General features: G+C 58.2%; 28 protein-coding genes and 1 tRNA gene. 17 read left to right on the top strand and 12 right to left on the bottom strand.

Features of this window, described 5'->3' with window-relative positions:
• Positions 1 to 8: 8 nt before the first annotated feature.
• Positions 9 to 569, bottom strand: a complete 561-nt coding sequence (locus ACI77H_RS11760) for a glycine cleavage system protein R (RefSeq protein WP_054046705.1) — start codon at positions 567 to 569, stop codon at positions 9 to 11.
• A 327-nt stretch (positions 570 to 896) separates the two neighbouring features.
• Between ACI77H_RS11760 and dapA the strand changes: the two genes are divergently transcribed.
• The 5 genes from dapA (at position 897) to ACI77H_RS11735 (ending at position 4,586) form a co-directional block, all read left to right on the top strand.
• Positions 897 to 1,775 (top strand): 4-hydroxy-tetrahydrodipicolinate synthase, encoded by an 879-nt coding sequence (gene dapA / locus ACI77H_RS11755; RefSeq protein WP_407012058.1) that lies wholly within the window; start codon positions 897 to 899, stop codon positions 1,773 to 1,775.
• A 17-nt stretch (positions 1,776 to 1,792) separates the two neighbouring features.
• Positions 1,793 to 2,908 carry an outer membrane protein assembly factor BamC gene (gene bamC / locus ACI77H_RS11750; RefSeq protein ID WP_407012057.1) on the top strand — a complete coding sequence of 372 codons (1,116 nt, stop codon included), beginning with the start codon at positions 1,793 to 1,795 and terminating at the stop codon, positions 2,906 to 2,908.
• A 4-nt stretch (positions 2,909 to 2,912) separates the two neighbouring features.
• On the top strand, positions 2,913 to 3,671 hold the full coding sequence (locus ACI77H_RS11745; RefSeq protein WP_008034928.1) for an MBL fold metallo-hydrolase: 759 nt from the start codon (positions 2,913 to 2,915) through the stop codon (positions 3,669 to 3,671).
• A gap of 28 nt (positions 3,672 to 3,699) precedes the next feature.
• Positions 3,700 to 4,413 (top strand): phosphoribosylaminoimidazolesuccinocarboxamide synthase, encoded by a 714-nt coding sequence (purC, locus tag ACI77H_RS11740; RefSeq protein WP_008034929.1) that lies wholly within the window; start codon positions 3,700 to 3,702, stop codon positions 4,411 to 4,413.
• Between the two features lie 83 nt (positions 4,414 to 4,496).
• A tRNA-Ser gene (locus ACI77H_RS11735) sits at positions 4,497 to 4,586 on the top strand.
• Between the two features lie 527 nt (positions 4,587 to 5,113).
• On the opposite strand, the gene ACI77H_RS11730 is transcribed toward ACI77H_RS11735, so the two are convergent.
• Together ACI77H_RS11730 and ACI77H_RS11725 are read right to left on the bottom strand one after the other, a co-directional pair.
• Positions 5,114 to 5,980 carry a 3-hydroxyacyl-CoA dehydrogenase family protein gene (locus ACI77H_RS11730; RefSeq protein ID WP_407012056.1) on the bottom strand — a complete coding sequence of 289 codons (867 nt, stop codon included), beginning with the start codon at positions 5,978 to 5,980 and terminating at the stop codon, positions 5,114 to 5,116.
• Between the two features lie 29 nt (positions 5,981 to 6,009).
• Positions 6,010 to 6,672, bottom strand: a complete 663-nt coding sequence (locus ACI77H_RS11725; protein WP_407012055.1) for an acetyltransferase — start codon at positions 6,670 to 6,672, stop codon at positions 6,010 to 6,012.
• A 483-nt stretch (positions 6,673 to 7,155) separates the two neighbouring features.
• Between ACI77H_RS11725 and ACI77H_RS11720 the strand changes: the two genes are divergently transcribed.
• The 3 genes from ACI77H_RS11720 to ACI77H_RS11710 all read left to right on the top strand — a co-directional run bounded on the left by ACI77H_RS11720 (position 7,156) and on the right by ACI77H_RS11710 (position 8,843).
• Positions 7,156 to 7,347 carry a YegP family protein gene (locus tag ACI77H_RS11720; protein WP_407012054.1) on the top strand — a complete coding sequence of 64 codons (192 nt, stop codon included), beginning with the start codon at positions 7,156 to 7,158 and terminating at the stop codon, positions 7,345 to 7,347.
• Positions 7,348 to 7,493: 146 nt separating this feature from the next.
• Positions 7,494 to 8,420, top strand: coding sequence for a LysR family transcriptional regulator (locus ACI77H_RS11715; RefSeq protein WP_407012053.1), 927 nt, complete (start codon positions 7,494 to 7,496; stop codon positions 8,418 to 8,420).
• A 57-nt stretch (positions 8,421 to 8,477) separates the two neighbouring features.
• Positions 8,478 to 8,843: a 5-carboxymethyl-2-hydroxymuconate Delta-isomerase gene (locus ACI77H_RS11710; protein ID WP_407012052.1), complete on the top strand. Its 366-nt coding sequence runs from the start codon at positions 8,478 to 8,480 to the stop codon at positions 8,841 to 8,843.
• A 3-nt stretch (positions 8,844 to 8,846) separates the two neighbouring features.
• Here ACI77H_RS11710 and ACI77H_RS11705 read toward each other — a convergent pair whose 3' ends face one another.
• The 3 genes from ACI77H_RS11705 to ACI77H_RS11695 form a co-directional block, all read right to left on the bottom strand.
• Positions 8,847 to 9,782, bottom strand: a complete 936-nt coding sequence (locus ACI77H_RS11705) for a LysR substrate-binding domain-containing protein (protein WP_407012344.1) — start codon at positions 9,780 to 9,782, stop codon at positions 8,847 to 8,849.
• A gap of 105 nt (positions 9,783 to 9,887) precedes the next feature.
• Entirely contained in the window at positions 9,888 to 10,808 is a 921-nt protein-coding gene (locus ACI77H_RS11700) for a DMT family transporter (RefSeq protein ID WP_407012051.1), read from the bottom strand.
• Positions 10,809 to 10,822: 14 nt separating this feature from the next.
• Entirely contained in the window at positions 10,823 to 12,007 is a 1,185-nt protein-coding gene (locus ACI77H_RS11695; RefSeq protein WP_407012050.1) for a cyanate transporter, read from the bottom strand.
• 464 nt (positions 12,008 to 12,471) lie between these two features.
• Here ACI77H_RS11695 and ACI77H_RS11690 point away from each other — a divergent pair, with 464 nt between their 5' ends.
• The 6 genes from ACI77H_RS11690 (at position 12,472) to ACI77H_RS11665 (ending at position 19,005) form a co-directional block, all read left to right on the top strand.
• Complete coding sequence (locus tag ACI77H_RS11690) at positions 12,472 to 13,854, top strand: glutamine synthetase family protein (RefSeq protein WP_407012049.1); 1,383 nt, start codon at positions 12,472 to 12,474, stop codon at positions 13,852 to 13,854.
• A 168-nt stretch (positions 13,855 to 14,022) separates the two neighbouring features.
• Complete coding sequence (locus ACI77H_RS11685; RefSeq protein ID WP_407012048.1) at positions 14,023 to 15,672, top strand: phosphoethanolamine transferase; 1,650 nt, start codon at positions 14,023 to 14,025, stop codon at positions 15,670 to 15,672.
• Between the two features lie 70 nt (positions 15,673 to 15,742).
• A complete protein-coding gene (locus tag ACI77H_RS11680) occupies positions 15,743 to 16,405 on the top strand; it encodes a class I SAM-dependent methyltransferase (protein ID WP_407012047.1) in 663 nt (220 codons plus the stop codon).
• Between the two features lie 123 nt (positions 16,406 to 16,528).
• Positions 16,529 to 17,662: a ribonuclease D gene (gene rnd / locus ACI77H_RS11675; RefSeq protein WP_407012046.1), complete on the top strand. Its 1,134-nt coding sequence runs from the start codon at positions 16,529 to 16,531 to the stop codon at positions 17,660 to 17,662.
• Positions 17,659 to 17,952: a YcgL domain-containing protein gene (locus tag ACI77H_RS11670; RefSeq protein ID WP_007898694.1), complete on the top strand. Its 294-nt coding sequence runs from the start codon at positions 17,659 to 17,661 to the stop codon at positions 17,950 to 17,952. The genes rnd and ACI77H_RS11670 overlap by 4 nt, the downstream gene beginning before the upstream one ends.
• A gap of 120 nt (positions 17,953 to 18,072) precedes the next feature.
• Positions 18,073 to 19,005 (top strand): D-2-hydroxyacid dehydrogenase, encoded by a 933-nt coding sequence (locus tag ACI77H_RS11665; protein ID WP_407012045.1) that lies wholly within the window; start codon positions 18,073 to 18,075, stop codon positions 19,003 to 19,005.
• A gap of 138 nt (positions 19,006 to 19,143) precedes the next feature.
• On the opposite strand, the gene ACI77H_RS11660 is transcribed toward ACI77H_RS11665, so the two are convergent.
• Positions 19,144 to 19,737 (bottom strand): nitroreductase family protein, encoded by a 594-nt coding sequence (locus ACI77H_RS11660; protein ID WP_407012044.1) that lies wholly within the window; start codon positions 19,735 to 19,737, stop codon positions 19,144 to 19,146.
• Between the two features lie 280 nt (positions 19,738 to 20,017).
• On the opposite strand from ACI77H_RS11660, the gene ACI77H_RS11655 reads away from it, so the two are divergent.
• The gene (locus ACI77H_RS11655; RefSeq protein WP_150630883.1) at positions 20,018 to 20,467 is read left to right on the top strand and encodes a YcgN family cysteine cluster protein; all 450 of its coding nucleotides are present in this window, start codon (positions 20,018 to 20,020) and stop codon (positions 20,465 to 20,467) included.
• 18 nt (positions 20,468 to 20,485) lie between these two features.
• Entirely contained in the window at positions 20,486 to 21,715 is a 1,230-nt protein-coding gene (locus tag ACI77H_RS11650; protein WP_407012043.1) for a hypothetical protein, read from the top strand.
• A gap of 126 nt (positions 21,716 to 21,841) precedes the next feature.
• Here the strand turns inward: ACI77H_RS11650 and ACI77H_RS11645 are convergent, their stop codons facing one another.
• The 4 genes from ACI77H_RS11645 to ACI77H_RS11630 all read right to left on the bottom strand — a co-directional run bounded on the left by ACI77H_RS11645 (position 21,842) and on the right by ACI77H_RS11630 (position 24,096).
• Positions 21,842 to 22,219 (bottom strand): DUF2892 domain-containing protein, encoded by a 378-nt coding sequence (locus ACI77H_RS11645; RefSeq protein WP_407012042.1) that lies wholly within the window; start codon positions 22,217 to 22,219, stop codon positions 21,842 to 21,844.
• Between the two features lie 91 nt (positions 22,220 to 22,310).
• Positions 22,311 to 22,781, bottom strand: coding sequence for an RNA methyltransferase (locus ACI77H_RS11640; protein WP_017336996.1), 471 nt, complete (start codon positions 22,779 to 22,781; stop codon positions 22,311 to 22,313).
• Positions 22,782 to 22,989: 208 nt separating this feature from the next.
• A complete protein-coding gene (locus ACI77H_RS11635; RefSeq protein WP_017336997.1) occupies positions 22,990 to 23,361 on the bottom strand; it encodes a YajD family HNH nuclease in 372 nt (123 codons plus the stop codon).
• Positions 23,362 to 23,409: 48 nt separating this feature from the next.
• Positions 23,410 to 24,096: a spermidine synthase gene (locus ACI77H_RS11630; protein WP_214381319.1), complete on the bottom strand. Its 687-nt coding sequence runs from the start codon at positions 24,094 to 24,096 to the stop codon at positions 23,410 to 23,412.
• A gap of 93 nt (positions 24,097 to 24,189) precedes the next feature.
• Here ACI77H_RS11630 and ACI77H_RS11625 point away from each other — a divergent pair, with 93 nt between their 5' ends.
• Entirely contained in the window at positions 24,190 to 24,480 is a 291-nt protein-coding gene (locus tag ACI77H_RS11625; protein ID WP_407012041.1) for a hypothetical protein, read from the top strand.
• On the opposite strand, the gene ACI77H_RS11620 is transcribed toward ACI77H_RS11625, so the two are convergent.
• Positions 24,477 to 24,950 (bottom strand): cyclic nucleotide-binding domain-containing protein, encoded by a 474-nt coding sequence (locus ACI77H_RS11620; RefSeq protein ID WP_084323263.1) that lies wholly within the window; start codon positions 24,948 to 24,950, stop codon positions 24,477 to 24,479. The two genes, ACI77H_RS11625 and ACI77H_RS11620, sit on opposite strands and share 4 nt — an antisense overlap.
• Positions 24,951 to 25,003: the final 53 nt, after the last annotated feature.

Here is a 25,003-nt window from a genome sequence, read left to right as displayed (position 1 = left end):
AAGCTTCCTTACATTGGGTTTTGTGGGCGCCACGGTTCGATCAGGGCATCCAGGTTCAGCGCGTCGGCGAAATCGAGGAACTGATCGCGCAACCAACTGATCTGCACGCCGGCCGGCAAGGTCACGGTAAACGTGGCGTTGAGCATGGTGCCGCCGGTTTGCGGTGCCTGATACGTGTCGCAGGTCAGGTTTTCCAGCTCGACGTTGTGGTCCATAAAGAACTGGCACAACTCGTTGATGATGTCCGAGCGGTAGGCCGAGCTGACATAGGCGACGTAAGGCAAGGCCTGTGGACGGTTCTCCAGGGCCGCGCTACGCACTACGTTGACCGTGAAGGCGTGCTTCTTGGCGAGGATTGGCAGGCTGCCTTCCAGGCGGGCCAGGGCGTCCCAACTGCCGGAGATCTCGAGGATCAGGGCACTGCACTCACCATGACGGGTCAGGCGAGAGGTGACCACGGCGCAGCGGTTTTCATGGCTGGCACGGCACAGGACGTTAGTCAGCTCCATGGGGTTGGCGCCGAGGGCACTGATGACAAGGAATTGTTCGCGAACTGTGGGGGTGGACATGCAGCATTCCTAAAGCGATGAGCGGTCGATACTTCTACGGGCTTTTTTTACCGGGGGCGAGCCTGCGGATGCGAATTCAGAAAACCCGGCCGAAGGTTGCAACGTGCTCCAGAGTGGCGGGAGCGAGGGGCGGCAACGCTGGATCGGGGCTTGTGATGCCGAAAATGGAGGCTGGAACCCGGCTTATGAGCTTATCAGTACCGATCAAAGTCTGAAGGGTAGCGAAAAGCAGCGCCAAGGGGAATGGCAGCAGCGCAGTACTTCGCTTGTACAAGCATCTTGGCGCCAGTACCATTACGGCTCTCTTTTTCCGGCAGGAGCGGTTGCATGATTGCGGGCAGTATGGTGGCACTGGTCACACCCATGGATGCACAGGGTCGTCTCGACTGGGACAGCCTGAGCAAACTGGTGGACTTTCACCTGCAAAACGGCACCCACGCCATCGTGGCGGTCGGCACGACAGGTGAATCGGCTACGCTAGACGTGAACGAACACATCGAAGTGATTCGTTACGTGGTCAAGCAGGTTGCAGGGCGCATTCCGGTGATCGCCGGTACCGGCGCCAACTCGACTCGCGAAGCCATCGAGCTGACCACCAATGCAAAGACCGCCGGCGCCGATGCGTGCCTGCTGGTGACGCCGTACTACAACAAGCCGACTCAGGAAGGTTTGTACCAGCACTTCAAGGCCATCGCCGAAGCCGTCGACATTCCGCAGATCCTGTACAACGTGCCGGGCCGTACCGCCTGCGACATGCTGACCGAAACCGTGATCCGCCTGTCGACCGTGAAAAACATCATCGGTATCAAGGAAGCCACGGGCGACCTGACCCGTGCCAAAGCCATCATCGATGGCGTCAGCAAAGACTTCCTGGTGCTGTCCGGTGACGACGCCACCGCAGTCGAGCTGATCCTGCTCGGTGGCAAAGGCAATATTTCGGTGACCGCCAACGTTGCCCCGCGCGACATGGCCGACCTGTGCAACGCTGCTCTGGAAGGTGATGCCGTCACGGCCCGCGCGATTCACGAAAAGCTGATGCCGCTCAATAAAACCCTGTTTATCGAATCCAACCCTATCCCCGTGAAATGGGCGCTGCATGAAATGGGCTTGATGCCGGACGGTATCCGTCTGCCGCTCACCTGGCTCAGCGCTGCTTGTCACGAACCGCTGCGGCAGGCCATGCGCCAGTCCGGCGTACTGGTTTAATTGAGGAAGCACTACGCATGAAGCGATTGGCCGGACTTTCCGCACTTGCCTTGATTATCTCCAGCACCAGTGGCTGCGGATGGGTCTGGGGCCCGGAAGGTTATTTCCGTGACCGTGGTAGCGATTACCTGGAAGCGCAACAGACTGCACCTATGCAATTGCCACCGGACGTCAGCACTGCCAAACGTCTGGATCCGCTGCTGCCGATCCCGCGCAACGTGGCCGATGACACCGTCAAGGGCGAGTACATCGTGCCGCGTCCGCAGCCTCTGTCCGCCGCTGCCGACGCCAGCGCCTACTCGCTGCAGAAGACTGGCGACTCTCGCTGGATCGTGGCTCAGAACCCGCCGGCCGAAGTCTGGCCAGTGGCCGTGCAGTTCTTCCAGGACAACGGTTTCCGTCTGGATGAACAGCGCCCGCAAACCGGCGAATTCACCACCACCTGGCAGCATTCCGACGAACTGTCCGCAGCCATGGCCAAACGCCTGAGTGCGGCCGGTGTCGGCGCCGACAGCGAAACCCGCGTGCGGGTCCGAATCGAGCCAGGCGTGCAGCGCAACACCAGTGAAGTCTATGTGGTCAGCGCCGAGCGTCCTGCCGGCAGCACCGCCGATGTGGCCTTCACCAACCGTTCGGTCAACACTGGCCTGGACGCGGCACTGGTCGACGATATGCTGGCAAGCATGAGCCGCATCTCGGAGAAGGGCGGTTCGGTCTCCATGCTGGCTTCGCGTGATTTCGATACGCCAAGTCGCGTCAGCCTGAGCGAAGACGGCAGCGGCAACCCGGTTCTGAACGTCGGTAACGACCTGGATCGAGCCTGGTCGAGCGTCGGTCGTGCGCTGGAGCAAGGCGAATGGCGCGTTGAAGACATCAACCGCAGCCTGGGCCTGTACTACATCAACCTGGCCGAAAAAGCCGAGAAGAAAGACGAGAAGCCTGGTTTCCTCAGCGGCTTGTTCGGTAGCAAGCCGGACAAGGAAGAAGTTGAAGCCCGTGCCGAGCGTTATCAGGTTCGCCTGAGCAAGGTCGGCGATACCGTTCAGGTCACCGTCGAGAAAAACATCAACACCGTGGCGCCGGCTGACGTGGCGCGCAAAGTGTTGAGTGTGATTCAGGACAACCTGGGCTGATCACATGCGTTTTGCCGTTCTCGGCAGCGGTAGCCAAGGGAACGGCACGCTGATAGCCAGCGCTGATACGTATGTGCTGGTGGATTGTGGTTTCTCCTTGCGGGAAACCGAAAAACGCTTGCTGCGCCTGGGTGTGAACCCGGCGCAACTGAGCGCGATACTCGTGACCCACGAACATGCCGACCACGTGCATGGCGTGGGTTTACTGTCTCGGCGCTACAATCTGCCTGTCTACCTCAGTCGCGGCACCCTGCGCGGGATGCGCAAACCGATTGAACCAGCTGGCCTTCTGGCCGGCGGCGAGCAACTGCAGATCGGCGCACTGAGCATCGGCGTCATTGCCGTGGCCCACGATGCACAGGAGCCGACGCAATATGTGTTCAGTGACGGTGAGCGGCGCTTCGGCCTGTTGACCGACCTGGGCTCGTACTGCAACAAAGTGCTGGACGGCTATCGTGACCTCGATGCGTTGATGATCGAGGCCAACCATTGCCGTGACATGCTGGCTCGCGGTCACTACCCGTACTTTCTCAAGCAGCGGGTGGGCGGTGAACTGGGACATTTGAACAACCACCAGGCGGCATTCCTGGTGTCTGAGTTGGGCTGGCAAGGCCTGCAACACCTGGTCCTGGCCCATCTGAGCAGCAAGAACAACCTGCCGCAGCTGGCCCGGCAATGTTTTGTCGACACCCTCGGGTGCGACCCGGACTGGCTGCAACTGGCCGATCAAGATTCAGGGCTCGACTGGCGACACATCGCCTAGCCCACCTACTTAGCAAGCGGAGCCCATCATGGAAAAACGTGAAGAACTCTACCGCGGCAAAGCCAAATCGGTTTTCAAGACCGACGACGCTGACCGCTTGATCCTGCTGTTTCGCAACGACACCTCGGCGTTCGACGGCAAGCGCATCGAGCAGCTCGACCGCAAAGGCATGGTGAACAACAAGTTCAACGCCTTCATCATGCAGAAACTTGAAGCCGCCGGCGTGCCGACCCAATTCGACAAACTGCTGGGCGACAACGAATGCCTGGTGAAAAAGCTCGACATGATCCCGGTCGAGTGCGTCGTGCGTAACTATGCCGCCGGCAGCCTGGTAAAGCGTCTGGGCGTCGAAGAAGGCATGAAGCTCAACCCTTACACCTTCGAACTGTTCCTGAAGGACGACGCCAAGGGTGACCCGTTCATCAACGAATCCCACGTCGTGGCCTTCGGTTGGGGCACCGCCGAGCAACTGGTTCGCATGAAAGAACTGTCGCTCAAGGTCAACGAAGTCCTGAGCAAACTGTTCGACGACGCCGGCCTGCTGCTGGTCGACTTCAAACTCGAATTCGGCGTGTTCTCCGACGGCTCCATCGTCCTGGGTGACGAGTTCAGCCCGGACGGCTGCCGCCTGTGGGACAAGGCCACCGGTAAGAAAATGGACAAAGACCGCTTCCGTCAGGGCCTCGGTGACGTCATCGAAGCCTACGAAGAAGTTGCCAATCGTCTGGGCGTACCGCTTTAATCGACGCAAGCAACTGATAGCACGGAAAAATTTCGCTTAGGGGGTTCGCTTCCGGCAAAAGTGTTGTTATGATGCGCGCCGTTGGAGAGATGCCAGAGTGGCCGAATGGGACGGATTCGAAATCCGTTGTACCTTCACCGGTACCTAGGGTTCGAATCCCTATCTCTCCGCCATTATTGAATAAGATTAAGCCCCTGTAATCGTTAAAGATTACAGGGGCTTTTTCGTTTCAGTCCCGTTGTTCGGGGCGTTCCTGGGGCATAAATCATGCTCCATACCTCGTTCTAGTCCACTCGGCGATATGCTTAATGTTCTTGGTGTCCGCATTCTCTGACTCAGTGACGTTGTCTCGTTCGCCATGCGCTGCATTTGGCACGGGGTGATCGCGTTGCACAGGTGTTCGTATGATTGAATCGGTGTGATAACTGATCGGTGGCGGGGGTTTGTGTTGGTAAGGGGTATGGTGGCTGTTGCCATGGCTGCAGCACGACAACGCTGGGCGGAATGGCGGAGGGGTTGGGTGCTCGGTCAGGCGTGCCACCAAGGCTGTTTTAGAGGTCGCTCACACCCAGTGCAGGCAAGTAGCGCGAATAGTGTTGCCGGTGTGGAAATCTTGCCATGTCAGCCATTGTTGGCTGGGTGATGTGCTCGGATTTTTTGTGGGAAGAGGCGGCAACTACGCGCCGCCCGGGTATTCGCTCTAGTAATCGAAAAAGCCGGAACCGGTTTTTCTTCCTAGTCTGTTCCCTCGAACCATTTTTCTCAGGAGGGGGTGTGCTCGATATTTGGGGTCGCCAGTTTCATTATGGAGCGTTTCCATAATTGAAAGATTGACGTCATTGCCAATCAGGTCCGCCAGAGCCAACGGGCCTATTGGGTGGTTTGCACCGAAGCGCATTGCTTTGTCGATCTCCTCGGCACTGGCCACGCCCTCCGCCAGTATTCCGATAGCTTCATTGATCATCGGAATCAGCATCCGATTGACAATGAAGCCTGGCGCTTCATTCACCACTACCGGATCTTTTCCGAGTTTTTTTGCAAAATCCAGCGCCCAATCAATAGTCTGTTGAGAGGTGGCTATGCCGACCACTACTTCAACGAGTCGCATGACCGGTGCCGGGTTGAAAAAGTGTAGACCTATTACTTGTCCTGGATTTGACGCGATGCTCGAAAGCTCGGTGATGGACAAGGAGGACGTGTTGGATGCGAGGATGGCTTCAGGCTTTGAAACTCGAACGAGGTGCTGGAATATTTCTCGCTTCGCGCTCATGTTTTCTGCAACGGCCTCGATAATGCAGTCAGAGGCAGAAAGTTCTGAGTATTCACTGCAGCATATAATTTTACTCGCGTAAGCCTCTGCGCTTTCCTGGGTAAGCCGCTTTTTTGCTACGAGCCTGTCCCATTGAGTTTTTAAGCTCGTGTAGGCTTCAGTAGAGCCACGTTCATCGCGTCCCTTCCAGTAGACGGCTGATACGTGCTCAGATTGCGCGAGGATTTGAATTATACCTCTGCCCATGGTTCCTGTTCCGATAACAGCAACAATGTTTGGCTTGCTAAGAGTACTCAATTCGGCACCACATGATTTAGTTGATGGTTTTATGTGTTGGACGGTGCAGGTCTCAATGCCTTTGCAGGATTTCCAAAAACCGTAGTAAAGGGCGGAACACTTTTGGTGACAACTGCACCCATGCCTACAATGGCACCCTCGCCGATGATGATTGGCCTTTCTGGCGTGCCCTGTTTAATCATTGCGCCCGTACCGATGTAGGCATGATCTTCAATGATTACGCCGCCGTTACAGTGCACGTTTGGCGCAAACGTTACGTAATCGCCAATGATGCAATCGTGCGCGACGTATGAATAAATGTTCGCGTGGAAGAACTTGCCAATTTTTGCATTGGAAGTAACCATTGTGAACGGGCAGAAAATGGAGCCCGGGCCGATATCATTGTTGCTGAGTTTTATAGAGTTGCTCGCAGATATCGAAAATGGCTTTATTCCTGCTGCGATTAATTTTTCTGCGACCGATTGTCTTACTTTGCTATCGGCAATTGTAATATTGAAATACTTGTTTCCACCCAGTTTCAGGAAGGAAGTAGTATCTACTACCTCGTATCCATTTATCGAGGTCTCTTTAGGCGCGTCATCGACAAAGATCACCTTGAATTGCTCTTTACTGATCGTGCCAAGTAGCTCGGTAGCGAGGGGTGCTACTTCCCGGCCAAATCCGCCAGCTCCGACAATTCCATAAATATTCATTACACACCCTTGATCTGACTGACGTCGCGTCTAAAAAATGGTGGCTATTGTAGCGACCGTTCCCCCTTTCGCGCGACCCTGTGTCGATTAATTGTAGAATTGTTGGCAGCCTTGGGGACGGGTACTCATTCATTGCGGTGGAAGGGCGGTGTGTCGATGCCAGCAGTGTGGGGGAGTGTTCCGTTTTTCTATACGAACCCTTTGGCACGCAGGTGGCGGCGTTCCACCTGTCGTATTTTCGCAAGCTTTTTCGTAGGAACGATCAGCATTCTGGCGTAAGAAAAATAAGCATGTTCACCGGAAAAGTTACTCACGCAAGTAGCTCGAATGACGCTCCCTCGTGACTGATGGCCTTCCCGGGACTAAAGTTTTTTTCCTCGAAATATCCCCTGACACTGAAAAACTTTTCCGCCAAAAATCCTCATCTACTCTGGTTTCGCAGGTCACTGATCTGCCGTTATCAGCCATCGCAAGGAGCGATCAATGTATTTTGAGATTTACAGGCAAACCCGTGGCACCCCGCAAACTGGCAAAGGTCAATGGCGGTGGCGCTTACGGGCAGGAAACAATGAAACGATTGCCAGCGGGGAGGCTTATATCAACAGGGCGGATTGCGTGCATGCCATCAGCCTGATCAAGGGCACTCAGGATCAGACTCCGGTGAAAGAAATCTAAGCCAATAGCGGTGAAGCTGCTCAAACAGAGCAGCTTCGTTTCAAGCAGCCTCGCATACGGATTGAACGCAAACTGCTTGAGTCGCATAGACGCCGCTTGCGACAGCTACCTAAACTGTCGGCAAATAGCGAGACCAGGGGCAGTGGATGAATCGCAATGAACTACGCAAGGCGGATATCAACCTGATGGTGGTGTTCGAAACCTTGATGCTCGAACGCAACGTTACCCGGGTGGCGGAGAAGTTGTTTCTCGGGCAGCCGACCATCAGTTCGGCGCTCAACCGCTTGCGTACGATGTTCAACGACCCGCTGTTCATCCGGGTTGGCCATCGGATGGAGCCGACTGCCAGGGCAGAGGAGCTGATTCAGTATTTGTCGCCTGCGCTGGACTCATTGTCGGTGGCGTTGAGCCTGACCCATGATTTCGATCCCGCCGTCAGCACCATGACCTTTCGTATCGGACTGTCGGACGACGTCGAGTTCGGCCTGTTGCCGCCGTTGCTGCGAACCTTGCGCCAGGAAGCGCCGAAGGTGGTGTTTGTGGTGCAGCATGTCGATTACTGGCGAATTCCCGATTTGCTGGCATCCGGCGACATCACTGTGGGTATTAGCCAGACCCGTGGTCTGCCGGCCAATGCCAAGCGCAAATTGCTGCGGCACATCCAGCCCAGGATCTTGCGCGCCGATGCGTCCGATACGCCGCTGACCCTCGATGAATATTGCTCGCGCCCGCACGTGCTGGTGTCTCATACCGCCAACGTCAGTGGTTACGCTGACGAGTGGCTGGCGGAGATCGGTCGTACGCGCCAGGTGGTGTTATCCGTGCCTCAGTACAGTTCGTTGCCAGCCTTGCTCGCCGGGACCGATCTGATCGCCAGCCTGCCGGATTACACCGCAGAGGCGATGGCGGCGTCCGGGCAACTGTTCACGGAGCCTTTTCCGTTCAAGACACCGACCCTCGACCTGTCCATGGTCTGGCTCAGCCATGTCGACACCGACCCCGCCGAGCGCTGGTTGCGCTCGCGACTGGAGGCGTTCATGAGTGAGCGCTTGGTGTCGCCGCCGTCTCAGTGAGCAGGATAACTCTGTGTTATATGTACGACCTTTCCGCTAACTTCAAGGAGCCACGCCATGCCCCACCTACACATGGAATACACCGCCAACCTGCCTGATTTGAACGCAGATGTGGCGTTGATCCGGCTCAACAATGCGCTGGTGGCTTCCGGTCAGTTTGCTGCCGAATACGACATCAAAAGCCGAGCAGTGAAGATCGAAACCTTCAAGGTCGGTACGGCATTGGCTGAGCGGGCTTTCGTGCACGTGAAACTGGCGTTGCTGAGTGGGCGTTCGCCGCAGATCAAAAAACAGTTATCTGAAAGCCTGCTGGCAGTGGTGCAGGACCTGTGTGTATGGCCGACAGGGATTGAACTGCAATTGGCCGTGGAAATACTCGACATTGATCGAGAGTCCTATAGCAAAGTCGCCATCAACCACTGAGTTTCAGGCCGTTGCCTGTTCAGTGCAGGCCTTGACCACCTGTTCACGCAACCAGATATTGGCGCTGTCCTGATCGGCGCCTTGACTCCATTGCATGTCGAGAGTGAAACCCGGCAAGCCCGTGGGCGCTTCGCAATGATTGAAGACCGCCTCGCTGGCCAGCAAATGCTGGATGCGTCGGGGCAGGGTTACGATGAAGTCGGTGCCGGTGATCATTTTCAGCGCTGCGCTGTAGCTGTTTGAGCGTGCGACGATTTGCCGTTTTTGCGCTTGCTGCGCCAGCCAGCCGTCGACCATGTTGGTGGTCGACGTCCAGGGGGTTGGAAACACGTGGCGGCGTTCGGTGAAGGCTTGCAGACTCAAACGTGGCTCCAGTGGCGTGGCGCGTTTATCGAAGATGCAGACCAGATCATCCTCCAGCAGCAGGCGGGATTTTAAGTCGGTGTGATTACGATGAAAATTCGGGCCGAAGCAAATCACCAGATCGAGACTGCCGTCACGCAGTTCCTCGGCCGGGATGTCGGTCTCGAACTTGTGCATGTTGACCATCACCGGTAAATCGGCGAAATCAAAGCTTTTCAACAGGCGCGGCAGGATTAACTGCTCGAAGTACTCTGGTGCGCAGATGTTGAACGTGACCGGTTGCAGAGTCGGGTCGAACGCCTGCGCCCCGGCGTAACAGAGGTTGATGCTTTCGAGCATTTTCAGCACGTGGGTGTACATGGTGCTGGCTTTGTAAGTGGGGCGCATCCCCGCGCGGGAGTTGATGAACAATTCGTCTTCAAACGCGCAGCGTAGCTTTTTCAGGCAGTAACTGACGGTGGACTGACTGACGCAGAGCGTTTCGGACACTCCGGTGACGCTGCTTTGTTCATACACGGCGATAAACACCATGAGGTCCTGCATGTCGAGTTTTCTAAGCAAGTTACTGTTCAGCATCCATTCCATCTCGCTGTGATCCTTGCGCTGACTGAGCGCAAACTCGTGCGGAAGATCCTAACGGAACGATGGTTCCAGGAGAATGCCTTGTGGGAAGTTTCCCTTTTAGTTGTGAGGCAGTGCCAAATGCACAGTTCGACGGCTGGAGATCAATAACGCCAGCATGCCGATGCCTACGAGCAGTGCACCAACGATTTCCAGCGCCAGCGGCGATTGACGCCACCAGAACCAATGAAACAGCGTGATGAACAACGTGCTCAGGTAAATGTAGGAAATGACCGAGGAGGGTGCGATGACGCCGATGGCCCGGTGGAGCAACCAGAAGGTCGCCAGGGTGGCGAACAGCGCCAGGTAAACCAGCCAGAAAAAATCGTTCAAGGTCAGCAACGACGCTGATCGCCAGCCTCCACTGAACCCACAGAACACCAGCAGGAACAACGCACCGAACAGCATGTTCCAGAAGGTCATGCCCACCGGGCCACGACCTTTGAGGCTGCTGGCTTTAAGCCGTTGACTCAGGGGCGAGTAAAGCGCCATCGCCAGGCAACCGAGCCCGTACACCGACACCGCATAGAGCGAGGGCAACTCGCCCGACCCCGTGCCTTTCAATACCAGCAACACGGCCCCGGCGGCCGCGATCAGCATCGGCAATACGCGTTGTTTGTGGCTGCTGTCCGGCATCAACACGGCTTCGAAAAACAGGGTCAGCAATGGCACCAGCGTGAACATCGTGCCGGTGTTGACCGCGGAGGTGTAGCGCAGCGCCTCGAATAGCGAGCCAAAATACACCGCCAGCAGCAGGCCGAGGACCGCATGGCCGAACAGGCCTCGTCGGGTCATGGCGGTGTCACCCTTGAGCAGCAGCAACGGCAAAAACACCAGGGCGCAAAACAGCAGGCGCAAACCGGTCAGCAGGATCGGATCAATGGCCTGACTGACCTGTGCCGCCGCGGAAAACGAAGCTGCGATCAACAGGGCCCAGAGCAGCATGCCGACGTGGGCGGCGGCGAAACCGTTGTGTTTCATGAGGGGCGTCCGGGTCAGTGAATGTGGCGGGCGTAGTGCCGCGGGTTGAAGCGCAGGACCATCAACATCATCAGCGCCATGACGCCAGTGAGTGACCACCAGGCCCATTCGAAACTGCCAAGTTGGTCGCGGATCATCCCGGCAATCAGCGGCGAGAGGCCGGCGATCAGGTAGCCGATGCCTTGGACGAAGGCCGTCAGCCCGCCCGCTCGTTGTGGGTTGTCCAGATGATCCAGCGACACGATCAGGCTCATCGGGAACAGTCCGCCGATGCCCAGCCCCAGCAGGCACGGCCACAACAAACTCAGGTGTCGTGGGCACAAAATCAGCCCAAAAAAACCGGCCATGATCAGCGCCAGCAACACCACCAGCACCAGGCGTCGATCACGACTACGGTTGGCGATCGCAGGTGTCAGCAGGCCGGACAGTACCTCCATGGCCGTGAGGAAACCCAGCATCAAACCGGCGTTTTGTTCGCTCCAGCCTTTTTCCACGTAGTACGGCGCCAGCCAGGCCAGCACACAGGTGTAGGACGCCGTGCCCAGACCGAAGAAGATCGCGAGTAACCAGGCGCGGGAATTGGCGAAGAACGACCTGTTTCGTTGCGTTTGAGCGGACAGTGCCGGCATCGCCGCACGTTGGCCGAGCCAGAAGAGTAGCGCCACCAACGTCAGCATCGACCAGATCGCCAAGCCTGCCCGCCAACTGCCGGTGCGCGTCACCACCAGTGGCGCGAAGGACGCGGCGAGGGCGGCGCCTCCCATGATCGACGTGACGTAAAGGCCCATGCACACGGAAACGTTGTCACTGAAACGCGATTTGATCAGCGCGGGCATCAATGCCTGAATCAATGCGATACCAACGCCCGCCAGAACGGCACTGAGGATCAGTTCGGCCGCGGAGTCGAGGAACAGGCGCGACACTGTTGCCAGGCCGATGATCAGCAAAGACGCCACCACCGTGCGCTGTTCGCCGAGCCATCGGCTGACGCTGAGGCCGAAGAACATGGCCAATCCCATGGCCATTACCGGCAACATGGTCAATAGCGATGCCAGACTGAAACTCAGCGGGATGTCGCCGCGAATCGCCGACAACAAAGGTCCGATTGCGGCCATGGAGGGGCGCAGGTTCAGGGCGACGAGCATGATGCAGACCATCAACCAGAAGGCAGGTCGGGAAGTGGCGCGGACGTTTTCCATTTATTGGACCTTGAGTGACAGGGCTCGATTAGGCGCGCGAGGCCTGGAAGCCGCAAATCAGAAAGTCCGGCGCAGTATTTAAAAATCAAATACCTCTCTCGCGCACCTCAGGTGTTGTCTGAAACACCGCATCGCGAGCAGGCTCGCTCCTTCAGTAGTGGAGCTGCGGGTAATCAGTACAATGTTTAGCCAACCCACAACCAAAGTTCTTCAAATCCCAATTTAACGACTTAACCAGCCATGTGACGCTGCTGCTTATCTGTCTACTGCGGTCTTCTTTATGGACGATTGTCCAGTCGCACTTCCTTCCGAACTCGCCTTCTGGGCGTTGTGGCATTGTCGTCACGCGCGCCCGCCGGACTCCTGCCTTTCCCTTTGATTGTTCTTACAGGTCCTGCGCTGTACGCCGGGATCAAACTGGCAGCGCCTGTGCGTTTGCCTGACGCGCAAACAAGAGAATTCCCATGAGTTGTGCCACGACCTCCTTCGCCACGAAGCAAGAAGCGCTGACTTTTCTGGAGCAGAATCCGGATATCGAGATGTTCGAGTTGTTCATCCTCGACAACAACGGGGTGCCACGGGGCAAGTTGTTGCATCGCGATGAGCTACTGGCGGTTTACGAAAGCGGTCGGCCCCTGCCGAGCACCATTCTGGGCCTGACCATCAACGGCGATGACGTGGAAAACTCCGGGCTGGTCTGGGACATGGGTGATATCGATTGCCGGGCCTACCCGATCAGCGGCAGCCTGACCCGCATGCCATGGCGATTGATTCCGACGGCGGCGGTGCAGGTCAGCATGCACCCCAAGGAAGGCATGCCGGCAACCATCGCCGACCCGCGACACCTGTTGGCGAAAGTGATCGAAGGTTTGCAGGCCGACGGTTATTACCCGGTGATGGCCGCGGAGGTGGAGTTCTATCTGTTGGATCAACAACGCGACAGCAACGGTCGGCCACAACCGGCGCGGGATGTCGACGGCGGGCGCCCGCGCGGGACTCAGGTCTACGGTTTGCGTGAATTGGAACAGATCGAGCCGTTTCTGGCCGATCTCTACAGCGCCTGCAAACTCCAGGGCATTCCAGCGCGCACGGCGATTTCGGAATACGCGCCGGGGCAAGTGGAAATCACCCTCGAACATCGCACCGACGCCTTGCAGGCCATGGACGAAGCCGTGCGCTACAAGCGGCTGGTCAAGGGCGTGGCGCATAAACACGGGATGACCGCGTGTTTTATGGCCAAACCGTTCGATGATCTTGCCGGCACGGGCATGCACATGCATGTCAGCCTCGCGGACGAGGACGGCAACAATCTGTTCGCCAGCGAAGCCGCTGACGGTACACCGCTGCTCAAGCAGGCGGTTGGCGGGATGCTTAGCACTTTGCTCGATTCGTTGTTGCTGTTCTGTCCGAACGCCAACTCCTACCGACGCTTCCAGACCAATAGCTACGCGCCGCTGGCGGCCACTTGGGGCGTGGACAATCGCACCGTGAGCTTGCGTGTGCCTGGCGGGCCGGCATTCTCGCGGCACATCGAGCATCGAATCTGTGGTGCCGACGCCAACCCGTATCTAGCGGCCGCCGCGATTCTGGCCGGCATTCATCGTGGCATTCGCGAACAACTTGACCCTGGTGCGCCGGTGGAAGGCAATGGCTACGCCCAGGCCACGGAACTGTTGCCGACCGACTGGCTGACCACGTTGCGCGCGCTCGAAGGTTCGAGCTGGGCGCGAGAGGCGTTTGGCGGTGAATTTCTGGGTGTTTACCTCGCGGTGAAGCGTGCCGAATATCGGCAGTTCATGGGTGAAGTCGGTGAGCAGGATTGGCGCTGGTACCTGAACCAGGCCTGAACCATTCTCAAATACAACTAAAGTTTTTGTTAAACACCATAAGCCAACTAATCGTTGGCTTCTTTTTCACAAAAAATTGATGGTTGACTGCCTACAGTTACAGCTGTCGCGGCAAATGAAATTTTCACATTTGCCGACGGCGCTTCTTTTCAGGAACAGCCGATTATCATGTGGAAATTCAAAGCCGTTCGCCCCGAGTGGGTGATGTTGATTGCCAGCGTTTTTTTATTAACAGGCTTTAATTTAGTTCTCTGGCAACATGTGTTTGAAATCACCGCGTTCGACGGTCAAGGCGTTGGCATGCGCGTGGCTTTCGGCTTGATGATTCTGGCTGCTTTCAACATCGTATTGACCCTGCTGGCATTCCGCCCGCTGTTGAAACCGGTCTTGACCCTACTCTTCATGATCAGCGCCGGGGTGGCGTATTTCATGGGGCAATACGGCGCACTGATTGACACCGGCATGTTACGTAACTTTGCGCAAACCAATGCCACGGAAGTGCGTGACTTACTGTCTATAAAGTTATTTGTTTATATTGTTCTGCTCGGGATTTTACCTTCGTGGTTGTTGTGGGCGACGCCGATTAATTACCGCCGCTGGCACCGTGACCTATTCAGTAAAGTATTGGTGAGCGTTGCGTCCGCTGCGGTAATCGGTGGCGTTGCACTGGTCAACTATCAAGGCCTGTCCTCGCTGTTTCGCAATCACCATGAGTTACGTTTGATGGTGGTCCCGAGCAACTACATCGGCGCCTCGTTTAGCTACCTGCGTGAGCAAGTCGCTTCAGCCCATCAGCCTTTCGTCAAAATCGGTGAAGACGCCGCAAGAAATCCGACCTCGCAAGCGCACGGCCGCAAATCGCTGACTGTGCTGGTAGTCGGTGAAAGTGCCCGGGCCGAGAACTTCGGTGTGCTGGGTTACAACCGTGACACCACGCCAAAACTGGGTAAGGAAGCCGGACTGATTGCCTTTACCGATGTGCATTCCTGCGGTACTGAAACGGCCGTGTCGGTGCCGTGCATGTTTTCCAACATGGGTCGCAAGGACTACGACGCGAGCAAGGCCAAAAATGAAGAAGGCCTGCTGGATGTGCTCAAGCGTGCGGGTCTCGAGGTGATATGGCGCGATAACCAGTCAGGCTGCAAAGGCACGTGCGACCGCGTCACCCTCGACGATGTCAGTAACTTGAACGACCCGGTGCTCTGCGCCAATAGTGAATGCCGCGATGAAATTCTCCTGCAAGGTTTGCAGCACTTTATCGACACCCTGGATAAAGACACGGTGTTGGTGTTGCACCAGATGGGCAGTCATGGTCCGGAGTACTTCAAGCGCTACCCGAAAGAGTACGAACGCTTTACTCCGGTGTGTGAAAGCAATGCGCTGAATAATTGCAGCCGCGAAAGTATCGTCAATGGGTATGACAACACCCTCGTTTACACCGACCACGTGTTGTCGACCCTGATTGATCTGTTGCGCAGCAACCAGGACAAAGTCGATACCGCGATGCTCTACCTGTCGGATCACGGCGAATCTCTGGGCGAATACAACCTGTTCCTACACGGCACGCCTTACATGTTGGCGCCGGATCAACAGAAGCATGTGGCGATGCTGGCCTGGTTCTCCGACAGCTATCAAAAGTCGTTCTCGGTGGACACTCACTGCCTTCAACTAAGCCGTGAAAAGCCGTTGAGCCAGGACAACCTGTTCCATTCGATGCTCGGTCTGCTGGAGGTCAACAGTAAGGTCTATAACCAGGATCTGGACCTGTTTGCCGGTTGCCGCGGCGCGGTGATCGACGGTGTTTTGGCCAAAGAGTGAGGGCAGCGACCTTTTTTACGTGTCGACCGTTAACCTGCGGCCGCTAGATTTTCATACAGAGCAACCACACATGTCCCCTCAGCCGCCATCCGCAATCGAGCTTGAGTTCGCCCGGCGCTACGATCAGGAACACGCTCGCGTCTGTCAGCAGCCGCGCCCGCGAGGTCTTGCCGGGCGCCTGGCGTTCTGGCGTGACGAGCAGTTGGTGCGCAACGCGCTCAAAGTGGCCGGCGAGCCGGGGTTGATTCTTGATGTCGCTTGCGGGGCCGGACGTTACTGGCCGGTGCTGGCCGAGCACGCGAACCGGGTGATCCTGGCGTCCGATCCGTCGCAGAACATGCTTGATCACGCCCCGACCCATCACCCGCAACACCTGCTGAAACGGGTCAAGACCTTTCAGAGCTCGGCGTTCACCATCGGCTTGTCGGCGAATGCGGTGGACTGCATTTTTTGCATGCAACTGTTTCCGCACATCGCCAGCCCCGAACATCGTTCGGCCATGCTCGACGAGTTCCACCGGGTCAGCCGCGACACCGTGATTGTCGCGGTACGGCTCGATGCTCACTTCACGCGCCGGCAACCCGCGGCACAAGGCGCTCAAGCCCGGCAGTCGGCCAGCAAGGCCGAACTGGAAGCGGAGTTCAAACAGGCAGGGTTCCATTTACTCAGCCACCAGGACTTCCTCCCCGGGTACACGCGGATGCGGGTCTACGTGCTGCGTAAGGCCATATAACCTCCCTCCGTCAGACAATTCTTGCTAACAAGCAGGTGTTTTCGCTAAAGCTCTTGTTCAGTGGAGGCGCGGAAATCGCCGGGGGCGATATATACTGCGCGCCATTCTTCAAGGGAGAGCCGTGTGGCCATCGATATTCACTGGATTCGCGACAACGATAGCCTCGGCCGGTTTTGCGCCGAGTGGCAGCAGCTGCCCTACGTTGCCCTCGACACCGAATTCATGCGGGTCGACACCTTTTATCCGATCGCGGGTTTGCTGCAGATCGGCGATGGCGTACGCGCTTACCTGATTGACCCGTTGACCATCAACAACTGGCAACCGCTGTCCGCGTTGCTGGAAAACCCGGCCGTGGTCAAAGTCGTCCATGCGTGCAGCGAAGACCTCGAAGTCCTGCTGCGCCTGACCGGCAGCCTGCCGGCGCCGCTGTTCGACACGCAACTGGCCGCCGCTTACCTGAACCTCGGTTTCTCCATGGGTTATTCGCGGCTGGTGCAGGAAGTGCTCGGCATCGACCTGCCCAAGGGCGAGACGCGTTCCGACTGGTTGCAACGTCCGCTGTCCGACACCCAGGTCAGCTACGCCGCCGAAGACGCCTTGCACCTGGCGGAAGTTTTCGTACAGCTTCGTCCGAAGCTGTCTGATGACAAGTACGCTTGGGTCCTGGAGGACGGCGCCGAGCTGGTGGCCAACCTGCGTCGTGAAGTCGATCCTTACGAGGTTTATCGCGAAGCGAAACTGGCGTGGAAATTGTCTCGCGCTCAACTCGCCGTTTTGCGGGAACTCTGCGCCTGGCGTGAACGTGAAGCCCGTGCCCGTGATCTGCCGCGCAATCGTATCATCCGTGAGCATTCCCTGTGGCCGCTGGCGCGGACGCAGCCGGATAACCTCGGCGCGTTGGCGAAAATCGAAGACATGCACCCGCGTACCGTGCGTCAGGACGGCGAATTTCTGCTTGATCTGATCAAGCGCTCTGGCAGTGTGTCGCCAGATCAATGGCCGCCTGCCGTGCCGGAGCCGTTGCCGGTGGACGCCGCGGTGCTGATCAAACAGTTGCGTGCACTCGGTCAGGCCGAAGCCGAGCGACTGAATGTTGCGCCGGAACTGATGCTGCGCAAGAAAACCCTGGAAGCGCTGCTCAAGAGCGGCTACCCCAATGGTCCTTACCAATTGCCTGATTCGCTGCGTGGCTGGCGCCGCGAATTGATGGGTCAGGCGCTGCTCGACAGCCTGGCCACCGCCGGAGAACAGCCTTGAAACGTATTTGCTCCATCTACCGAAGCCTGAAGAAAAACGAGATGTACCTCTATGTGCTCAAAAGCGATGCACTGGAGCGCGTTCCGGAAAGTCTGATGGCCGCGTTCGGCAAACCTCACCACGCCTTCGATCTGGTGCTGACCCCCGAGCGCAAGCTGTCGCGCGAGGACATCACCGTGGTCCTGGAAAACCTTGAGAAGCAGGGTTACCACCTGCAAATGCCACCGGCCGAAGACGAATACATCGAACACTTGCCGGAAGAGCTGTTGCGACGCAACGATCCGATGTGATCGGCAGACAGGCTCTGTTCAGAGTCTGCGTGAAACACTGGAATGATTTTGGCGATGGCCGCGACGAGGGCGCGATACTCCCTCCGCGGCCGTCTGCACTGTTTTTGAAAGGTTTGAACCATGCGCGTTCTGATTGCTGAACACGACCACCCTGTGTACGCCCAACTGCTGCGTCAGGCAGCACCTGATCTGGAAGTGCTGACCAGCGGCGACTCCGCCGAACTGGCCAGTCAGGCTGCCGATTGTCCGATCTGGCTGGGCCAGCCGGATCTCCTGGCGACCTTGCTGCGTCAGGGCCACCAGCCTCAATGGTTGCAGTCGACCTGGGCCGGCATCACGCCGCTGCTGGCGGACGGCTTGCCGCGTCACTATCGCCTGACTCGCGCGGTGGGGATTTTCGGTCAGGTCATGGCCGAATACGTGCTGACCTACATGCTTGGCCACGAGCGCGAAGTGCTGCCGCGGCTGGTCAGTCAGGTCGAGCGCAAATGGGACAGCCGTCAGGGCCAAAGCCTGGCGGGGCGCAAGGCGCTGATCGTCGGCACCGGTGATATCGGCCAGACCGTCGCGCAGTTCCTGCTGCCGTTTGGCGTCGAGTTGTATGGCATCGCCAGCGAGGCTCGCGAGCAGGTGCCGTTTGTCGAAGTCGCGGCACTGGCGGACTTGCCGCGCCTCGTCGGGGAAGTGGATTACGTGATCAATCTGCTGCCGAACACCCCGACCACCCACGACCTGTACGACGCCGCGCTGTTCAAGCAGTTCAAGCCGACCGGGTTGTTCATCAACGTCGGGCGTGGCGTCGCGGTCGTCGATGCGGATCTGGTGGAAGCCTTGAAGGAAGGGCATCTGGCGGGCGCTGTGATCGACGTCTGCCGTCAGGAGCCGCTGCCGCAACGTCACCCGTTCTGGACGGCCTGGGGCTTGCTGCTGACCGGCCACAGTTCGGCGCCGACGTCGCCGACCATGATGGTGAAGCTGTTCGTCGACAATCTGCGGGCGTATCAGGCGGGCGAGGCGTTGCGCGGCGAAGTCGATTTCAATCGCGGGTATTGAAACCGCCACTCCATTGAACACTGTGCAAATCCTCTGTAGGAGCGAGCTTGCTCGCGAAGGCGTGTCAGTCGACATCAACTTGTCTGACACACCATCGCGAGCAAGCTCGCTCCTACATTTTTGGTTTTGCGGTGTGGCTTAGAGGGTGAAGTCGCCTTCAGCCGCCAACTCGCTCAACGGACGACGCGGGCTCGGCTCTTCGCGCGCTTGCAGGTAATCCGCCAGCGTCGCCTTGTCCCCCAGCTTGCCCACCGCCACCGCCGCGTGCAGCGCGTAACCTTCAGGAATGTTCAGCGTCTTGCGGGTCAGTTCCTGATCGAAACCGGCCATGCCGTGGGTGTGCCAGCCGCTGATGCTCGCTTGCAACGCCAGATGGCCCCAGGCCGAACCGGTGTCGAAGGTGTGCCACAGGGCCGGGGTTTCTTCGGTGGCGCCGGGCACTGCGAAGGTGGTTTTCGAGATCACGATCACCAGCGCCGAGGCGTGTTGCGCCCAACTGCGGTTGAACTCGTTCAACAGGCCCAGGTAACGCTCCCAGTTTGGCGTATCGCGACGTGCGTAGAGAAACCGCCAAGGCTGCGAGTTGTAGGCCGATGGCGCCCAGCGTGCGGCTTCAAAGAAGCTCAGCAGGGTTTCCTCCGGAATGGCTTCGCCGGTAAAGGCCCGTGGCGACCAGCGGTCGGTGAATTGTGGGTGGATGGCATATTCGGCAACGCGTGGGTTGGCACTCATGCAGAGATTCCTTGCGACGTTTGAGTAAGAAAGTCGATTAAAAACCGGCGGGCACAGTTAGGCTGGGCGATGAGGTTTTTCGTGAGCCTGGCATTTCATCTGAATGCAACGCAGTGGGGCGTTAATGGCACGCAGGTCTGGCTCCTTGCGACTGGCAAAGCTACTGGTCGGCGCAATATCTGACAAGTCCCGGTCTACCGGCAGTCGCCAATGCTTGGCCCGCAAGGGCCTTGGCACTAGACTGGCGGCCTTTTCACCACCTGATGTTGATGCTTGAGCCATGGCCGCCAAAGTCGAACCGTTCTGGATACGCAAAACCCTCGATCAACTCGATCAGCAGGAATGGGAATCGCTGTGCGACGGCTGTGGTCTGTGCTGCTTGCAAAAGCTTGAGGATGAAGAGGACAACAGCGTTTACTACACGCGCATCGCGTGCAAGTTGCTGGACCTGAAAACCTGCCAGTGCAGCGATTACCCCAACCGCCGTGAATTCGTGCCGGACTGCATTCAGCTCACCCCGGGCAAGGCCGATGAGTTCAAATGGTTGCCGCCGACCTGCGGTTATCGTCTGGTCAGCGAAGGCAAGGATTTGCCACTCTGGCACCACCTGGTGTGCGGTGATCGCGACGCCGTGCATCACGAACGCATTTCCCAGTCCGGGCGCATGCTCGCCGAAGGCAGCGTGGCCGAGGACGATTGGGAAGACCATCTGATTTTCCGGGCAGGTTAGTTTTACAAAGGAGTGTGTATGGCTGTGGGATTGCGGCTGGCGTTGGCTATTGGGCTGCTGGCCCTGAGTTCGTCGGTGTGGTCGGCGAAGAAAGTCGATCTGGATTACCATGTGCGCCTGTTGCCGCAAAGCGATCAGGCTGAAGTGCGTCTGACGCTGGCCCAGGGTTCGGCAGTGCGAAGTCTGGATTTCGACCTCGACGATGGCAGCAATTACAGCGACTTCAAGGCTGACGGCCAATGGCAACTCACGCCGGGCAAGCAGGCCCGGGGTGTCTGGCGCCCGGCGGCCGACAAGGCGAGCCTGACCTACCGCGTGCGCATCAGCCACGGCCGCAAGAGCGGCAGCTTCGATACGCGCATGACCCCGACCTGGGCGTTGATGCGCGGCGATGATCTGGTGCCCGCCGCCACACTCGATCAGCAGGACGGCATCGAACTGGTCTCACGCCTAGAATTCGAATTGCCCACCGGTTGGAAAAGTGTCGAAACCGCCTGGCCGCGGATCGGCAAGAACAAATTCCGCATCGATAACGTTTCCCGCCTGTTCGACCGGCCGACCGGCTGGATGCTTGCCGGTCACCTCGGCAGCCGGCGCACCCGGCTTGGGGAAACCGAAGTCACCGTCGCCTCGCCTCAGGGCCAGGGCATGCGCCGCATGGACGTGCTGACGCTGCTGACGTTCGTCTGGCCGCAAGTGCAGGCCGTGTTCCCGCGCCATCCCGCCAAACTACTGATTGTCGGCGCCAATGACCCGATGTGGCGCGGCAGCCTGGCGGCGCGCGAGTCGATCTATCTGAATTCGCGTCTGCCGCTGTTCAGCGAAAGCGGCAGCAGTGTGCTGGTGCGGGAGTTGGCCCAAGTGTTCGGGCGGATCAACGACAAGCAGCGCAGCGACTGGATCAGCGAAGGCTTTGCCGAGTATTACGCCGTCGAGTTGGTGCGTCGCGCCGGTGGCATGAGTGATGAGCGGTATGAGAGTTTGCGCAGGAAGTTGGCCAAAGACAGCCAGAAGGTCACGACGTTGCGGGGCGAGCAGATCAGCCCGGCACAGATTGGCAAAGCGGTCTTGTTGCTGAGTGAACTGGATCAGGAAATTCGCATTAAAACCCGCAACAAGCGCTCGCTCGATGATGTGTTGCGCGGGGCGATGCATCTGGAGAGTGTGGATACCAAGGAATTCGTGCAACTGGCCGAGAGTGTGATTGGCGAGTCCTCGAAAGTTCTGGATACCGGGTTGCTTCAGTAATACCGCCTTCGCGGGCAAGCCCGCTTCCACAGGGATTAGGGGGTGCACACATTCGCGGCCCAACACAAAAACTGTGGGAGCGGGCTTGCCCGCGAAGAGGCCATAAGCCTCGACGAGTATTGCGGATCAAACCCCGGCTTTAGGCGACTTCAACGAATCATTCCCGGTCACGGTGGCGGTATTGGTCGCCGCCTCGGCATTCGCTTTCAACCGAGCCAGATCTTCACCGGCACGCTCGATCTTCGCCCGCACGTTATTCATGTCCTGACGACTGTTCTCCAGCAGGCTTTTGGCCGAACTGTGGCCCGTAATGCCACGGGCCAGCGCTACGCCACCGATCGCCACCTGGATCAAACCGAAAATCCCGCCGCGCCGCAGGCCTTTGCCCACCATCACCAAGCCACCGGCGAGGGAGCCGGCACGTTCCCAACCGTGGACGTTATGGTTTGAATGGGTCTGGAACGGGGTGGATTCGATGCGCTCTACGCGTTTGAGCTCGCTCATGATCTGTCTCCTGCTGGAAGGACTGCTTCAAGAATAGATAATTAAGCTGACTGCCGAGGCGGGCGGCTTGTTCCATCGGATGTGCATCGATTCAGCGGAATTTCGGCCCCGAGCGGGTATTGAGGCCCTTGGCCATGCGGTCATAGAGCACAACGTTGACCGTGGCGGCGAGGTTCATGCAACCGGTGGTCGGGATGTAGACCACGTCTTCGCACCAGTCGCGAATTTCTTTATCCAGCGAGCCGTCTTCCGGGCCGAAGATGTACAGCGCGCGATCCGGGTGGGTGTATTCCGGCAGCGAACGGGCGCCTTCGACCAGCTCCACGGCCACCGGCACGCAGCCTAGCGGCAGGATCTTTTTCAGGTCGTCGATGCCGATCAGTGGAATGTCGTAGTGGACGCGTTTGGTGTCGGTGACGAAGTCGGCGGCGCGGTCATAACGCTTGCCGGTGTAGAACACGGACGCCACGTTGTAGCAGCCGGCGGCGCGCATGACCGAGCCGACGTTTTCCGGTGATTTGGGGTTGAACAAACCAATGCAGCTGTACCGTTTGTCTGCCACGAGCGGGGTGCCTTCGGGGAAAAAACGGCGATTATACGGGGATTGGGGGAGGGGGTGTCTGGTTTGAGATTGGTGGTGCCTGGGCTACCGCTTTCGTGAGCAAGCCCGCTCCCACAGTGTTGGCGGTGATCACAAATGTTGTGTACGCCGCAGAACCCTGTGGGAGCGGGCTTGCCCGCGATGGGGCCGGATCAGGCAATGAAGATATTCAATCGTCTTTCTTCATCAGACCGGCCAACGCCGCAAACGGGTTATGCGTCGCCTTGGCAATTTTCGGCGTGCTCAACGAGCCCTCGTCGAAATACTGCTGATCGGTGTACCGCGAGTGCTCGTTGTCGTGGCAATACAGGCACAACAATTCCCAGTTCGAGCCGTCCTGCGGGTTGTTGTCGTGGTTGTGGTCGCGGTGGTGCACGGTCAGTTCGCTCAGGCGCTTGCCGGAAAACTCACGGGCGCAGCGGCCGCACACGTGCGGGTACATCTTCAGGGCTTTGTCGCGGTAACCCATTTCCTTGTCGCGCTGGTTGTCAGCGAGGATGCGGTCCAGCTTCGAGGTGTTGGTCGGTGTTGACGAACTCATGGGTTCACCTTTGTAAAAGACTAATGACGGTTATGAACGAAGTTTAGCTCAGCCCTTGAGCTTCTCGGCAATCCAGATGGTGTGGCGGGTGCCCTTGTTGCCGTGGGCGAAGACCTGGACTTCCTCGGCCTTGAAACCGGCTTTCTTCAGTTTGTCGGAAAACTGCTTGTCGGCACTGGCTGACCAGACCGCCAGCACGCCTTTTGGCCGCAGGGCTTTGGCGCAAGCGCTCAAGCCGCCTGCGGAGTAGAGCCAGCTGTTGGCCCTCTGGGTCAGGCCTTCGGGGCCGTTGTCGACGTCGAGCATGATCGCGTCGAAACCTTGCGGTTCGGCCTGCAGCACTTTGGCCACGTCTTCCATGCGAATGACCGTGCGTTTATCCAGCAACGGGTTCCCGGCTTTCTCGCCCAGCGGCCCGCGATTCCACTCGACCACGCCGGGCACCAATTCGGCGACAACCACTTCTGCGGTTTTCCCCAAATGCTTGAGCGCCGAGGCGAGGGTGAAGCCCATGCCCAGTCCACCGATCAACACCCGTGAGTTCGGCCGTCCAGCGACTTTGCGGCAAGGGATTTCGGCCAACGCATCTTCGGAGCCATGCATGCGGGTGTTCATCAGCTGTCCGCCGTCACCGCCCTGGATCTTGATGACGAAATCCTCACCGTATTCGAACAGGCACAGGGCGCCGCCGTTTTCAGGGATGGGGGCGGTGTCGAGCAGAACGAAACGTTTCATGGAGCTCTCTTGAGAAGATTGGGTATTGGGGAAGGCAAACGAACGCAGTTGGGAGTAGCCTGCAAACAGACAACAAGGCCAACGGAGCCATTGATGAAGCGCACCATTCTAACGGCCATTGCCTTGGCCGCGCTCTCGATAACTGCAGTGCAGGCCCAGGAGCTGCAAACCATTCCGATCAGCCCGTCGCCGCTGTCCGGTTCGCCCGGCACCGCGACACCGACGCCATACCCGCAAATCTCCCCGACCAGCGTGCCCAAGGCCGGGGCGGGTAGTGGCGGGCCACCGTTGGTGCCGATCCAGATGCCCAGCCCGCCGTCCAAGGATCAACCCTTGCCGGGTCTTGAGCAAAACAGCACAAAGATCAAGTCCCCCGGCGGTTAAACCTGCTGCGACAGCAGTTGCCCATCGGCCATGCGCAGGCGTTTGGACAGCGAGACGGCGAGGGCGCGGATGATCTTGGCGGCGATTTTCGGCGCGTCGTTGAGCATCTTTTCCAGCGAGTCCTTGCCCAGGTTCAGCAACTGACAATTGCTCGCGGCCACGCAACTGGCGGAGCGACGTTCGCCATCGAGCACGGCCATTTCGCCGAACGCCCGACCGCTGCGCAACGTGGCCATGGTCACCCTTTGTCCGTCGCTGTTGGTTTTTTGCACCGCGACCTGGCCGGTGTGGATGATGCACATGAAGCTGCCGGCATCGCCTTCGTGGAAGATCTCTTCGCCCTCGGCCACCGTGCTGATGCTGAAGTAGCCCGAGGCGGCGGCGAAGTCGGCGGGCAGCAGTTGATCGAACAGGCCACAGTCCATCAGCCAGTCGCGGATTTCGTTGTTCAGTAAGGTCGGTTCTGACATGTCGTCACGGTCTTTTTGTTGTCTGTTGCTGTTCCGGTATTTTCAGTAAGTCC

This window comes from Pseudomonas sp. O230, assembly GCF_045447035.1.
In the GTDB taxonomy this organism is placed as follows: Bacteria; Pseudomonadota; Gammaproteobacteria; order Pseudomonadales; family Pseudomonadaceae; genus Aquipseudomonas.
The sequence above is the reverse complement of the archived record's forward strand: the minus strand, read 5'-3'. Positions and strand labels throughout refer to the sequence as shown.